Source organism: Streptomyces sp. A1136 (genome assembly GCF_004795055.1).
Classification (GTDB): domain Bacteria; phylum Actinomycetota; class Actinomycetes; order Streptomycetales; family Streptomycetaceae; genus Streptomyces.
Window position 1 is genome coordinate 33,615 of record NZ_SSBJ01000024.1, and the last position, 12,533, is coordinate 46,147.

At 72.0% G+C, this 12,533-nt stretch carries 15 protein-coding genes and 2 pseudogenes; 7 read left to right on the forward strand and 10 right to left on the reverse strand.

All coding sequences use genetic code 11. From position 1 onward, the window contains the following. Nucleotides 1–68 precede the first annotated feature (68 nt). From E6R62_RS23005 to E6R62_RS23020, 4 genes are all read right to left on the reverse strand, one after another. Nucleotides 69–1,793 (reverse strand): acyl-CoA dehydrogenase family protein, encoded by a 1,725-nt coding sequence (locus E6R62_RS23005; RefSeq protein WP_136215410.1) that lies wholly within the window; start codon nt 1,791–1,793, stop codon nt 69–71. 148 nt (nt 1,794–1,941) lie between these two features. Next, on the reverse strand, nt 1,942–2,490 hold the full coding sequence (locus E6R62_RS23010) for a PadR family transcriptional regulator (RefSeq protein ID WP_136215411.1): 549 nt from the start codon (nt 2,488–2,490) through the stop codon (nt 1,942–1,944). Between the two features lie 121 nt (nt 2,491–2,611). After that, the gene (locus E6R62_RS23015) at nt 2,612–3,229 is read right to left on the reverse strand and encodes a hypothetical protein (RefSeq protein WP_136215412.1); all 618 of its coding nucleotides are present in this window, start codon (nt 3,227–3,229) and stop codon (nt 2,612–2,614) included. Nucleotides 3,230–3,296: 67 nt separating this feature from the next. Further along, a complete protein-coding gene (locus tag E6R62_RS23020) occupies nt 3,297–3,929 on the reverse strand; it encodes a TetR/AcrR family transcriptional regulator (RefSeq protein ID WP_136215413.1) in 633 nt (210 codons plus the stop codon). 165 nt (nt 3,930–4,094) lie between these two features. On the opposite strand from E6R62_RS23020, the pseudogene E6R62_RS41010 reads away from it, so the two are divergent. The 4 genes and pseudogenes from E6R62_RS41010 to E6R62_RS23040 form a co-directional block, all read left to right on the forward strand. Then, a pseudogene (locus tag E6R62_RS41010) lies at nt 4,095–4,413 on the forward strand (hypothetical protein); the annotation flags it as partial. Nucleotides 4,414–4,596: 183 nt separating this feature from the next. Continuing rightward, a pseudogene (locus E6R62_RS23030) lies at nt 4,597–4,980 on the forward strand (FAD-dependent oxidoreductase); the annotation flags it as partial. A gap of 92 nt (nt 4,981–5,072) precedes the next feature. Continuing rightward, complete coding sequence (locus E6R62_RS23035; protein ID WP_136215414.1) at nt 5,073–5,666, forward strand: TetR/AcrR family transcriptional regulator; 594 nt, start codon at nt 5,073–5,075, stop codon at nt 5,664–5,666. Beyond that, nucleotides 5,663–6,505, forward strand: coding sequence for an alpha/beta fold hydrolase (locus tag E6R62_RS23040; RefSeq protein WP_136215415.1), 843 nt, complete (start codon nt 5,663–5,665; stop codon nt 6,503–6,505). Before E6R62_RS23035 ends, E6R62_RS23040 begins: the two co-directional genes overlap by 4 nt. Before the next feature lie 193 nt (nt 6,506–6,698). Here the strand turns inward: E6R62_RS23040 and E6R62_RS23045 are convergent, their stop codons facing one another. Further along, a complete protein-coding gene (locus E6R62_RS23045; protein WP_037792689.1) occupies nt 6,699–6,860 on the reverse strand; it encodes a hypothetical protein in 162 nt (53 codons plus the stop codon). A 185-nt stretch (nt 6,861–7,045) separates the two neighbouring features. Between E6R62_RS23045 and E6R62_RS41015 the strand changes: the two genes are divergently transcribed. After that, nucleotides 7,046–7,546, forward strand: coding sequence for a hypothetical protein (locus E6R62_RS41015; RefSeq protein ID WP_240801828.1), 501 nt, complete (start codon nt 7,046–7,048; stop codon nt 7,544–7,546). Between the two features lie 206 nt (nt 7,547–7,752). Here E6R62_RS41015 and E6R62_RS23055 read toward each other — a convergent pair whose 3' ends face one another. The 4 genes from E6R62_RS23055 to E6R62_RS23070 all read right to left on the reverse strand — a co-directional run bounded on the left by E6R62_RS23055 (nt 7,753) and on the right by E6R62_RS23070 (nt 10,062). Next, nucleotides 7,753–8,328 (reverse strand): DUF6817 domain-containing protein, encoded by a 576-nt coding sequence (locus tag E6R62_RS23055; protein ID WP_136215416.1) that lies wholly within the window; start codon nt 8,326–8,328, stop codon nt 7,753–7,755. Between the two features lie 42 nt (nt 8,329–8,370). After that, a complete protein-coding gene (locus tag E6R62_RS23060) occupies nt 8,371–9,021 on the reverse strand; it encodes a glyoxalase (RefSeq protein ID WP_136215417.1) in 651 nt (216 codons plus the stop codon). 5 nt (nt 9,022–9,026) lie between these two features. Further along, a complete protein-coding gene (locus tag E6R62_RS23065) occupies nt 9,027–9,551 on the reverse strand; it encodes a helix-turn-helix transcriptional regulator (protein ID WP_136215418.1) in 525 nt (174 codons plus the stop codon). A 100-nt stretch (nt 9,552–9,651) separates the two neighbouring features. Then, nucleotides 9,652–10,062: a VOC family protein gene (locus tag E6R62_RS23070; protein ID WP_136215419.1), complete on the reverse strand. Its 411-nt coding sequence runs from the start codon at nt 10,060–10,062 to the stop codon at nt 9,652–9,654. 175 nt (nt 10,063–10,237) lie between these two features. Here E6R62_RS23070 and E6R62_RS41020 point away from each other — a divergent pair, with 175 nt between their 5' ends. Both E6R62_RS41020 and E6R62_RS41025 read left to right on the forward strand, forming a co-directional pair. Continuing rightward, nucleotides 10,238–10,984: a type 1 glutamine amidotransferase gene (locus E6R62_RS41020; RefSeq protein ID WP_240801829.1), complete on the forward strand. Its 747-nt coding sequence runs from the start codon at nt 10,238–10,240 to the stop codon at nt 10,982–10,984. A gap of 112 nt (nt 10,985–11,096) precedes the next feature. Continuing rightward, nucleotides 11,097–11,465, forward strand: coding sequence for a methyltransferase domain-containing protein (locus E6R62_RS41025; RefSeq protein WP_240801842.1), 369 nt, complete (start codon nt 11,097–11,099; stop codon nt 11,463–11,465). Nucleotides 11,466–12,135: 670 nt separating this feature from the next. On the opposite strand, the gene E6R62_RS23080 is transcribed toward E6R62_RS41025, so the two are convergent. After that, entirely contained in the window at nt 12,136–12,513 is a 378-nt protein-coding gene (locus tag E6R62_RS23080; protein WP_136215420.1) for a hypothetical protein, read from the reverse strand. Nucleotides 12,514–12,533: the final 20 nt, after the last annotated feature.

Sequence of the window (12,533 nt, forward strand, 5' to 3'; positions counted from 1 at the left end):
AGGCCGGCGGCCTCAGCCAGGCGCGGGACTCCGCGGCGCGGTGCGGGCCCGCTTGCGTCCCGGTCGCGTCAGGGCGCCATCTCGTACGCCCCGGCCAGCGCCTCCACGCGCGCCCAGACGCGCGCCGAGCGGTCCGCGTCGACCACCGGGCGGCGAACCGCCCCGAGCGCCCAACTCTGCTGCTCCGCCGTGGCGGAGTCCTTGCCGTACAGCTCCACCGCGTGTGCGGAGAAGTCGCGCACGAGGACTGCGAAGAGTTCGTCGAGCACGTCCTCGTCCAGACCCGACAGGCGCGCCTGCTCCAGGATCAGCTGGCCGTGCACGACCAGGGCGAAAAGCTGTCCCACGGCCAGAAGGAGGTCGAGGTCACGGCTCTGCTCCTCGTCGGGGGCGGCGGTCCGCACGAACTCGCACAGGGCGTCGGCCTGCTCGCGGAACCGGCCGACGTTGGGCAGGGCCGCGTACGCGTCGAAGGCCGGGCGCCAGTCGTGGAACCGTACGGAGCCCAGACCCCGGGCAGGCCCCTGGCGGAAGAGGAACGCGTCGTCGGCCGCGTCGAGGCGGGTCGGCACGGGCGCGTACTCGGCGGGCTCCAGCAGGTGGTTGCGCATGAACTTCAGGATCAGCGCGAGGTTCACGTGGACCGTGCCCTCCAGCTTCGGCAGGCTGCGGATCTCCACGGCCGCCTGGGCGAAGTAGGTGTCCTTCTCGAAGCCCTTGGCGGCGATGACGTCCCACATCAGGTCGATGACCTTCTCGCCCTCCGTGGTCACCTTCATCTTGGTCATCGGGTTGAACAGCAGGTAGCGGCGGTCGTCGGGACCGGCGGAGCGGAAGTAGTCCACGGCGCGGTCGCTGAACAGCTTCATCCCGACGAGGCGGACGTATGCGTCGGCCAGTTCGCGGCGCACGTGCGGGAAGGCGGTGACGGGGCGGCCGTAGAGGATGCGGTTGTTCGCGTGGGTGACGGCCTCGTACATCGCGTGCTCGCAGATGCCGATCGAGGCGGTGCAGAGGTTGAACTTGCCGACGTTGACGGTGTTGAGGGCGGCGTCGAAGGCGGCGCGGCCGGTGTGCAGGACGTCCTCGGCGCGGACCGGGTAGTCGTCGAGGCGGAACTCGCTGACGTACTTGGACGAGTCGACGACGTTCTTCACCAGGTGGTACGCCGGGTGGCGGCTGTCGGCGGCGAAGAAGACGTACCCGTCGGGGCCCTCGACGTCGGTGCGGCGGCCGAAGACGGACACGAGACCGGCGGCGTTTCCGTTGCCGATGTAGTACTTGGACCCGCGGGCCCGGAAGCCGCCGTCGCCGTCGGGCTCCAGCAGCATGTCGGTGGAGTAGATGTCCGCGCCGTGGGTCTTCTCGGACAGACCGAACGCGAAGACCTCACCCTCGTCGAGGAGCCGCGCCGCGCGGGAACGGGCGGCGGCGTTGTCGCTCTGCCAGACCGGACCGAGGCCGAGGATGGTGACCTGCCAGGCGTACCAGTAGTCGAGGCCGTAGAACCCGAAGATCTCGTTCAGGGCGGCTATCCGCGCGGTGTCCCAGCGCTTGTCCGGCCGGTCGTCAGCGGCCTCGGGCGTCGGGGTCAGGAAGCTCGCGAAGAGGCCCTCCTTCGCGGAGAACGCGAGGAAGTCCGCGAGCCAGGCACGGGAGCGGTAGTCCTCGATCAGCTTGCGCTTGCCGCGGGCCTCGAACCAGTCGACGGTGGCCCGCAGCAGCCTGCGGGTCTCGGGGTCGAAGTGGGCGGGGTCGTAGGTGTGCGGGTTGAACAGCAGGGTGTCGGTCATGAGGGTTCGCCTTCCGGGCCCGGGTGCGGTCCGGGCCCTGTCGATGGATGGGGGCGTCGAGGAACGGGGGCCGGAATGGGGGCGGGGTGGGGGGGGCGGGATCGGTGGCGGCGCGGCCGTGGCACGGTCGGCGCGGCCGGTCGGCGTATCAGGAGATCCGGTGGAGCGTGGCGAGGACGTCCTCTAGCCAGGCGAGCATCATCCGCTCGTAGGCGATGCCGCCGCGCAACACGACGTGTTGCAGCTCCTGACCGGCGTCCGGCGTGGTGGGCGCCGCGGGGCCGGTGAAGTCGCGCAGCTCCCCCGCGAGGTAGTGCGTGAGGCGGTCGGCGTGCGCCTGGTGGTGTCGCTCGACCTCGCGGATCAGCGCGGCCGGGTCGTCGAAGGCCGCGCCACGGATCTTGACGGCGATCTCGTGACGGACGCTGTCGGGCTGGACGGGGTCGCGCAGCCAGGCGGAGAGCGCGGCGCGGCCGGCCTGGGTGACGGAGTGTTCGTTCTTGTCCGGCCTTGCCTGCTGGGGAACCGCGCGGACCTCGGTCCAGCCGTCGATCTCCATCCGCTTGAGCACGCGGTAGATCTGCTGGTGGGTCGCGGTCCAGAAGTAACCGATGGACCGGTCGAACCGCCGGGCCAGCTCATAGCCGGAGCCCGGCTGCTCCAGCAGGGAGACGAGGATCGCGTGCTCAAGCGCCATACTCGAATCTTGATATGCAACTCGTTGCATAGACAAGCGTCACCGCCCCGATGAGACGCGCCTCACCCCTGGCGACGGCCGCCCGTCATGCGCACGGGATTCCCGCCCCCTCGCTCGTGGCCTATCCGCTCAGTCCCACGACTCCCCAGCCCTGCCCGGCCGCTTCGGACAGGACGCGGTCCCAGTCGTCCAGCAGGTCGGTGAACTCGTCGAAGTCGCGGATCCATCCGTGCGGGGTGGCCGCGTACTCCTGGAAGGCCTGACGCAGCCCGCCCAGCCGTGGCCGTATCCGCTCCGACATCGCGGCCAGTTCCTTCACGCTGTCCGGCGAGCGCGCCAGCAGCACTCCTCGGGTGACGGCGGGGTCGTCGCAGAAGACGCCCGGATCGACGTGCTCCGCCTCGCCGTCCATTCCTCCCCATACGAGCCCCAGCAGCAAGGCGTCCAACTCGGCGCGTAGCGACGGATCGGCGTGGTCGCGTACGGACTCCCAGCGCTCCCCCGCCCAGAAGTGGGCCTTGAACGAGCCGAGGGTGTTTCGGAACTCGTAGACGGAGAACGAAGCGCGGTGAGGTCCTCGTGGCCGATGCCACTCGCCTTCGCCCTTCGGCGCGTCGTCATCCCACAGCCCGGTCTCGTCGGCGTACCAGGCGTCCCTCAACCTCGACAGCCTCCCCCTCTCGGGGACTTCGCCCAGCCAGGACCAGTCCGCGATCAGCACAGTCATGTCCAGTCCCATGCCGCCGAGCGTACCGACCCCCCGTGCGGCAGGCCTGATCGGGCACGGCGCGGTCCGGACGACTTCGTCACTCTCCGGCCTGAAGACCGCTCCAGCCGTGTTCCAGCAGGTCGAAGACGCGCGCGAGGGCCTCGCGGGGGTCGGCCGGCAGGTCATCGCGTGAGCGCACCGCGCGGGGGGCTTCGAGCGCGAAGTGGGCCAGGGCGGTGCAGGCGGGATCGTCCGCGGCGAGGCCGCTCTCCTCGGCGATGACCCGGGCGAGCGCGGCGGTGTGGCGCATCCACATGGTCTGGGCGTAGTCGCGCAGGGCCGGGGTGGCGTTGACCAGGTCGGTGAAGGCGGTGAACCGGGCGTCGTCGCCGCTGTGGGCCAGCCGGGTGCGCAGAGCGTGTTGCCGCAGGGCCGCGGGGATGGACTGCCCTTTCGGCCGTTCGCGGACGGCGGCGAGGAGAGCCGCCTCCCGGTCGGTGTCCTCGTCGAACACGAGCGCTTCCTTGACGGGGAAGTGCTTGAAAAGCGTGGTGGTGGAGACGTCGGCCGCGTCGGCGATCTCGCGGATGCCGACGTTGTCGTATCCGCGCTCCACGAACAGGCGCAGGGCCGCGTCGGCGAGGGCCTGACGGGTGGCGGCCTTCTTCCGCTCGCGGCGGCCCATCGCGGGTGCCGGAGCGGTCGGGGCGTCGGTCGTGGTGTCGGGCATGACCACACCCTACCGTTTGGTTGCCCAGATCCAAAAGTTGACTCGTTGCACTTATTTACTGGTTGTGCTTTTCTGAGACGGCGGCCCCGAGGTCGCCCATGAACCGCTCCACGACACGGACGGAAGCCCACCGTGAACGCCACCCCCGCACCCCGCATCGCCATCATCGGAGCCGGCCCCGGCGGCCTGACCTGCGCGCGCATCCTCCAACGCCACGGCATCGGCGTCACCGTCCACGACCGCGACGCCGGCCGGCCGTTGGTCGGCGCTCCGACCGTCCGCAGGGTGTGGCCCCAGCGCACGGTGCTCGGTTCGAGGGAGTCGAGGATGTGGTCGTCCCCGTCGCGCTGGGCGAACAGGCCTCGGTCACCGTCGGCGGCCCGACGCCCGCGACCAGGGCGGCACCCTAGACCTCCACGCCGACAACGGGCAGGTCGCCCTGCGCGAAGCCGGTCTGCTGGACGAGTTCTTCCGACTGGCCCGGTGTCATGGAGGGTGAGGCCATTGGCGGTGATCCAGTCGGCCGGGACGCGCTGGACGATGTAGACGCGCCCGCTGTACCGGGGAGTGGTGGGGGAGAGGGCGCGCCGGACCCTCGACCAGGCGAGGTGGTGGAAGCGGACGGTGCCCGTCGGGTCCATCTGGCGCATCTCCTGCCCCTCTGGACATCCGCGCCCTCCTCGCGGACCGCTACCGCGACTGGTCGCCCCTCTTGCGCAGGCTGATCACGGACAACGACGGGCTTTACGTCGACCGCCCGATATACGCCCTCCCCGTGCCGCACACCTGGGAGCACGACCCGACGGTGACGCTGGTCGGCGACGCCGCCCACCTCATGCCGCCGCTGGGCGTCGGCGTGAACCTGGCCATGCTGGACGCCTGCGAACTCGCCCTCGCCATCGCCCGACACGACACCGCGGGCGATGCCGTACGCGCCTACGAGGAGACGATGCTGCCGCGCTCGGTGGCGATGGCACGGCTGCTCGACGGTGGAGCCGAGGAGCTGCTGTCCACCGAGATGCCCGACTTCGCCCACGAAGCCGCCCATTGACGAACTCCCGCGACACGCTGCGTCATTGCAGTACCTAGGCGTCTTAGGTTATACCTAGGACTCCTAGGAAATGTCGATCGGCAGGAGGGGACATGGCGCGGGCCGGACTGACGGCGGAGCGGGTGACGATCACCGGCGCCGAGTTGGCGGACGAGGTGGGGTTCGAGCGGGTGACGATGTCCCAGGTGGCCCGGCGGCTGGGGGTGAAGGACGCGAGCCTCTACACCCACGTGCGCAATCTGGAGGATCTGCGCGGGCGGATCGCGCTGCTCGCGGCGGACGAGAAGACCGCGCTCATCGCGGAGGCGACCGCCGGTCGGGCGGGCAAGGACGCTCTGGCCGCGTACGCCAACGCCTGGCGGGAGTACGCCCACCGGCACCCGGGCCGCTACGCCGCGACACAGAGCGCCATCCGCATCGACCCCGAACTGGTCTCGGCAGCCCCGGGGCCACGGCGCGCGGTCGAACTGACCTACGGCATGCTGCGGGGCTATCGACTCCCTGAGCCCGATCTGACCGACGCCGTCCGGTTGCTGCGCAGCACGTTCCACGGGTTCGTCGCCCTGGAGGCGACGGGCGGGTTCGGGCACGAGCGTGCGCCGCAGCAGTCCTGGGTCCGCGCCCTCGACGCCCTGCACACCCTGCTGGAGCACTGGCCCGCGTCACGAGATGGAGACCCCGCATGACCGACCCCGTCACCGGCAGGCTGCGCGTACCCGGCGCGACCCTGCACTACGAAGTGCGCGGCCGAGGCCCGATCCTGCTGCTGATCCCCGGAGGTACGGGCGACGCAGCCTCACTGGCCGGCGTCGCGGAGGACTTGGCCGTCGAGTACACGGTCGCGACCTACGACCCGCGCGGCATGTCCCGCAGTGCGTTGGACGACCCCGGCGCCGAGCAGCGGGTGGCCGAGCATGCCGATGACGCGTTCCGCTTGCTGGAACTCCTTTCCCCCGGGGAGCCCGCCCGGGTGTTCGGCTCCAGCTCGGGCGCCATCACCGCGCTGCACCTGCTGACGACACATCCCGAACGCGTGGGACGCGTCGTCGCGCACGAGCCGCCTTTGGTCGAGGTCCTCCCGGACGCCGCCGAACACCGCGCGCTCATCGCGCGCGTACAGGAGACGCTCCGCACCCGAGGGCTCATGCCGGCGATGGCCGTGTTCGCCGCAGGCCTGACGAAGGAGGGGAACACGGAGGCCACGGAACCGGGCAACGGGGTCGAGCTGCCGCCCCAGGCACCGGAACGGGTCGAGCGGATGATGGCCAACCTGCCCTACTTCATGGGCCGTATCGTGCCCGGTTTCATGTCGTACAGCCCGGACATCCGGCGGATGGAGGCTCTGGCGGACCGACTCGTACTCGCCGGGGGCCAGGAGTCGCGCGGTGAGTTGCCCTACCGTCCGGCCGCCCTCATGGCCGAGCGCAGCGGCACCGAACTCCTGCACTTCCCCGGCGGACACACCGGCCTGACCACCCACCCCGCCGAGTTCTGCGAGCTCCTCCGCAGCACTCTCCGCTCGTAGCCACACGGCCGGCCACGCCCCGACGCCTGCCGCAGGGCCGAGGCCGTGCCCGGTCGGCGGTGCGCCTGGTCGATGCGGCCCTCCACGTGGTGCGAGCGCGGACGACAACAGGGCGGTGGCCCGCCCCTTCCCCGACGTCGGGGAAGGGGCGGGCCACCGCCCTGGATGTCATCACTACACGGTCGCCGAGCGGCTACCAGCGATACCAGCGGCCACTGCCCCCCTTCGGACGGGCGACGAAGCCGATCAGCCAGAGCACCAGCACCGCGATGGCGACCCACCAGAGGATCTTCACCGCGAAACCGGCACCGAACAGGATCAGAGCGAGCAGAAGAACAAGAAGCAGGGGAACCATAGTTATCAACCTCCGAACCGCCTACTGCCCGACTACCCTCCGACCATGCACGCGATCTTTATCGGTTTCTTATCCCGGCAGGCGGGCAGGAGAGCGCGCTTGGCGCCCGCACATGTCTTGGGGCGCCGCCGGGACCTCGTGGGGTGAGGGCGCGTCAGCAGCGCTCGCCCGGGCAGACGAGGTCCATGTCCGGAGAACACGCACGTCCCACGAACGCACTGTTCCGTTCCGTCGCCGGCCCCGGGGCGGCCCCACACGGGGCACGCCACGGGCGGCGCGCAGGGTTCGCCAGGCGCCTGCGCGGCAGGCTCCGCGCGTACCGCGACATCGCTTTCCTCTCCACCCACATCCCCGGTGACGGCGCCGAGGCGGGGCCCGGGGAGGAGTGCCTGCTCCTGGTCCACGGCCGCAAGGTCGTCGGTCAGATCCACTACCGGATCTGCGCCGCCTGCGCGGAAGGCGTCGTCACCGGCCTCGACCTGGACGGGCACCTCCATTCCACCGGGATCGGTACCCGGGCCCTGTCGCACCTCCGCTCCCGGTACCCGGGAACCACTTGGCGCAGCACCCTCACCCTGCGCACCACACGCGACCTGTTTCGACGCATGCGCATCCCCGCCGCTTCGGCCGATGTCGTGTGCGCGCACGCTCGGGCCGGGCGGGACGCGTTGCAGCCGACGAGCTGACCGTCGGCCCGCGCGCGTCATCCGGGACGGGCGGGTTACGCCTACGACCCCTGGGCATCGTCGCCGCGTGCGGGAAGTCGATCCGTCCTTCCGCCGGGAAGCCGTGGCGGTGTCCGTGCGGGTCCCAGCGCCAAGCGTTGCTGCTGAGCGAGGCCGCCAGCGCTTCCGACCGCGCCACTCTACGTTCCGGCCGCCCGAGTGGCCGGTCAGCGGGGTGGCTCGTCCCCCGGGGCGAGGACGGTTCGGCAATCGCGCCAGGCTTCGGCGCTCAGCAGGTCCCGGAGTCGGGTGAACAGGCCGAGCAGGTCGCTGCCCCACCTGGCGCGGAACGCGGCGTCGAAGTGGGCGATGTCCAGTTCGTTGGCGGCCGACAGTTCGGCGAAGTCCCGGCGCGGTTGGGGCCCCGGGTCGACGGCTCGGCCGGTGAACCGGTCGTGGAAGACGGCATCAGGCCGTCCGAGGAGGGGGTAGGTGGCCTTCCGGTCGCATGAGGCGTACAGATACACGATCGCCTCCGCCTCGTCACCGATGACCGCCGCCAGGTCCTCGCGGCGGTCCGGAGGCAGCAGAGGGGTGGGAAAGCCGTCCGTGCCGTAGAACGCGTGGCACAAGCCCGCGAGTCGGAGGACCGGGCGGGCGTTCCACGCGGCGAGTCGCGCCTGTACCCGGTGGAGGTGGGCGAGGAGAGTGCCCCCGGGGTGGGCGATGTCCTCGGCGCCGAACTCGCGCAGCAGGGCGAGGGCCTGTTCGACCGCAGGGGGCCGAGCGGGAACGGTGGGCACGGGGTCGGTGTCCTTTCTGCGGCGCGGCGCGGCGGACGGGAGTCAGGACGGTTCGGACGGCGCGGACGCCTCCCACGCGAATCCGTCCGGGTCGGTGAAGGACCCGGCGGTGCTGCCGAGGACGATGCGGTGCGAGCCGGTGCCGTCGGCCGGGACGCCCACATCCTTCGCCAGGCCGGAGCGCTTGTACAGCGCGAGCTTGACGGGACCCTCGCCGCCGGCGAATTCGGTGTACTTGCCGCCGAAGCTCTTGGCCACGGTCAGCCCCCGGTCGACGTAGAACTGCTTGCCGGCCTTCATGTCCCCGACGCCGAGCAGGAGCACGACCTCGTCGATCTCGCGCGTGGCCGGGCCGGTGTCCTTCCTCGCCGAGGTCGCGACCTTCCAGATCGTCCCGTCCGGCGCCTGGACGACGCCGCCGTAGCCCCACAGCGACTTGGCGGCGGGCTTGAGCACCCTGGCGCCGGCGTTCACGGCGGCGTCGAGGAAGCTGTCGACGGTGGCCCGACGGGACACCGTGAGCGCCAGCGTGAAGCCGCGGAACCCGGTCGAGGGGGCTTGGGAGGCCCGCACGCCCACGTAGGCGTCCACCCCGAAGGCCGTGTGGAAGCGGTGGGCGGCCTCGGGGTCGGCCACTTCGAGGGTGACGGACGAGAGGAAGGCGGTGGATGCGGTGGATTCGGTGGTTGTCATGACCCTCACGCTAGGGGCCGCTCGACCGCCGGCGCTTCTCGAATCCTGATCGGTCTGGTCACCTGCTTCGCCACGCACGCCGGCATCCCCTCCACCGTGACCGCGGCCCCCGTCTCGGAGCCGGCCGGGTCCGAGACATCCGTGCCGTCGGCCGCCGCAGCGGCCATGCGGCGGCGGAAAACCCCTGGTGGCATCCCGACCAACTCGGTGAAGCGGGTCGTGAACGTGCCCAATGACGCGCAGCCGACCGCGAAACAGACGTCGGTGACACTGAGGTCGCCACGTCGCAGCAGCGCGGTCGCGCGCTCGATGCGGCGCGTCATCAGGTACGAGTACGGCGACTCCCCGTAGGCGGTCCGGAACTGCCGGCTGAGGTGCCCGGCGGACATGTGCACACCGCGGGCGAGCGCCTCCACGTTCAGCGGCTGCGCGTACTCCCTGTCGATCCGGTCCCGGACGCGGCGCAGCCGCGCGAGATCGGTCAGGCGCTGCGCATCGACGCGTGCGCGCCGCCACTCGGGCTTGCACATGCGGTCCCTCCCCTTCCTTTCTTGTTCCGGCCTGTCCGTCGACGCCCGCGAGCCCCCGGGGCAGGGGCCGGGGCAGGCACTCCGGGCGCCCGCGGGGGTCTCAGCGGACTTCCTGGATGCGGATCAGGTTCCCGGCGGGGTCGCGGAAGGCGCAGTCGCGGACACCGTACGGCTGCTCGGTCGGCTCCTGGACGACCTCGGTGTCGCCGGCCTGCACCTTCTCGAAGGTGGCGTCGAGGTCGGTGGTGGCCAGCAGGATCCAGCCGTACGTGCCCTTGGCCATCATCTCGGTGATGGTGCGGGACTCGTCCTCGGTGATTCCCGGGTCCGCGGCCGGCGGCGCGAGGAGGAGGGAGGTGTCGGGTTGACCGGCAGGGCCGACCGTGACCCAGCGCATCCGGCCCTGCCCGACATCGCTTCGGACTTCGAACCCGAGAACGTCCCGGTAGAAGGCGATCGCCGCGTCCGGGTCGTCGTGCGGCAGGGTGGTCGTGTGAATGGTGAGGTCCATGACGAGAGGTTAGAACCGTTGCCGCGTAAGGCGCTTGTCGATTCCTGATCGAGCCGTCCGCCGCACACGCCCCTCCCGCGCCGGCATCGATATGGCATACGCGGCGCATTTTGATGCACCATGACGTATGTGCGGTGCTTGATCGTCGCTTCGCCTCGCAGGTAAGGAGTGCCAGGTGGCCGTCGTGATCCTCCAGCACACACCAGGGGTAGCCCCCCACGCCTTCGTCGTCGCCACCGAAGCCGCCGGGCTGGACCTCCGCGTCCACCGGGTGTGGGCGGGCGACCTTCCGGGCGACCTCACCGGGGTCGACGCGCTGGTGGTGACGGGCGACCCGGACGACCCGCGTGCGGACGAAGGCGCCACCGCTCGCCACGCCGAACTCACACTGCTGCGCGCCGCGCTGGACGCGGAAGTGCCCGTGCTCGGCGTCTGCCAGGGCGCCCGGCGGCTGGCCACCGCGGCGGGTGGGGCCGCCCCTTTCCCGGTGGACCCGCGGCTCGGCTGGGCGCCGTTGAAGGTCACTTCGGCCGCCGCCTCCGATCCCCTGTTCGCCCGCCTGCCCGGCCGGCCGTACGTGCCTCGGCGGAACCGCGACCGGCTGGAACTCCCGCAGGGCGCCGTCGTCCTGGCCTCGGACGACCGCCACGCCGTGCAGGCGTTCCGTATCGGCGCCGGCGCCTGGGGGCTGCGGTTCCCCCTGGAAGTCGACTGCGCGGCAGCGGACGAGGAGACGGCCACGGGACCGACCGCGCCGGAACCGTGGTGGGGCCGGGTGCCGGCCCGGTTCGTGGCCCTCGCGGCGGCTCGCGCCGGGACCACGGCCGTCCGCGCCTTCTTCACCCAGCGGGCCGGGGCTTGGGGCGCGGGAGGCCCCACCAGACTCCGGTCTACGAGTCCGCCGTCGCCCGGATGGGGTTGAGGCGCGGGCAGACCGCCTTGGATCCGGGCTGCGGTACCGGTCGCGCGATGCCCGCCCTGCGCGCGCCGTCGGCGGCGAAGGCCGCGTCCTCGGTGTCGACGTCACCCACGCCATCCTCACCGCGGCCGCCCGTATCGGCCGTGGCGAGTCGGGGCGGTTCCTCCTGGCGGACTGCACCCGCCTCCCCCTCGCCACGGCGTCGGTGCACGGCGTCTTCGCCGCGGGACTCCTCGACCACCTGCCCCGCCCGCGCGCCGCGTTGCGCGAGTGGGCACGGGTAGCCGCGGCGGACGCCGCCCTCCTCCCCTTCCACCCGGCGGCCCGCGCCGAGCGGGCCGCCCGCCACGGCCGCCCCCTCGGCCCGGACGACCTGCTCGCCGAACCGAACCTCCGGCCGATGCCGGACGCGACGGGTTGGCGGCTGACGGTCTACGACGACGCCGAACACCGCTTCCTCGCCCGCGCCGTCCTCTCGGGATGACATTCCCGCGCTCGGCCGGCACGGGGACGCCGGGACCGTGCGGTCCCTTGCGCCCCTGATCCGCGCCCGGCCGGGCGAAGGCGGCCACCGACGGGCCGTCGCGGGACTCGACGGGCCGGCCCGCATCGGCAGCGACACGGCGTTGACGCGTCTGCCGAGGACCGTTCGTACGTCGACGCCGGGGATCAGGTGGTCCGCCGTCACCGACTCGGCCACGGTCGACCCGCCGCACTTGACGGCTGCCGAATTGTGGGCGTGGCCGGCGTCGTTCGCCGCCCGCGCGAGCCCGCGGCCCTTTCCCGCCTGGGCAAGCGGGTGCCCGCCGTCAGCGAGGAGGAGGCCGCGGGGGCCCGACTCATCCGCTTCGAGGAGGTCAAGGTGGCCGTCGGCAAGCTGCTCGGGATACAGAAACGCGGCCGGGAGCGGGGGCGAAGCACAGGACGCGGGCGTGGAACGGTGGTTCTCGCGCCGCCGGTCGGTGACCCGGACCCGACCTTCGTCTCCGAGGTGCCGGCCGACTTGGCGGAAGCTGACGTCATGAGCCGGCCGCCGCCGGTCGCGTGCGCGCGATGCGGGCTCACCGGCCGAGCCGGTGAGCCCGCGGAACGGCCGGGGAGCGGCTCGCGAGTACCGCGACACCGCTCCCCGGCCGTTCGGACGTCCGTACCGGTCAGATGCGGCCGCCGGTGAGCCGTGAGAGCGGGCCCCGACGGCGCAGGCCCGAGCGGCGGCCCAGGGTGTAGGCGGTGGTCACGGCCGCGGCGCCGGCGGTGGCGGCCCCGGCCGCGATGGCCTTTCGGGCCCGGATCGCGGTCCAGACCCAACCGGCCCGGCCGACACTGCCGCGCACCGCCTGGGCGGCGGCCGCGGTCTTCTGGGCCAGTGGTGCGGGCAGGGCGGTGAAGGTGCTCGTGGTACCGCTCGCCGCGTCGGAGGCCGCCTTCGCGCCCTCGCGCGCCGCACCGGCGGCCCGCGAGCGGGCCTTGGTTCCGTTGGAGGAACTCGCGGACGTGGAACTGCTGTTGGTGGACTTTTCCGATTCGGTCATGTCCAGCGTGTGACCGGATC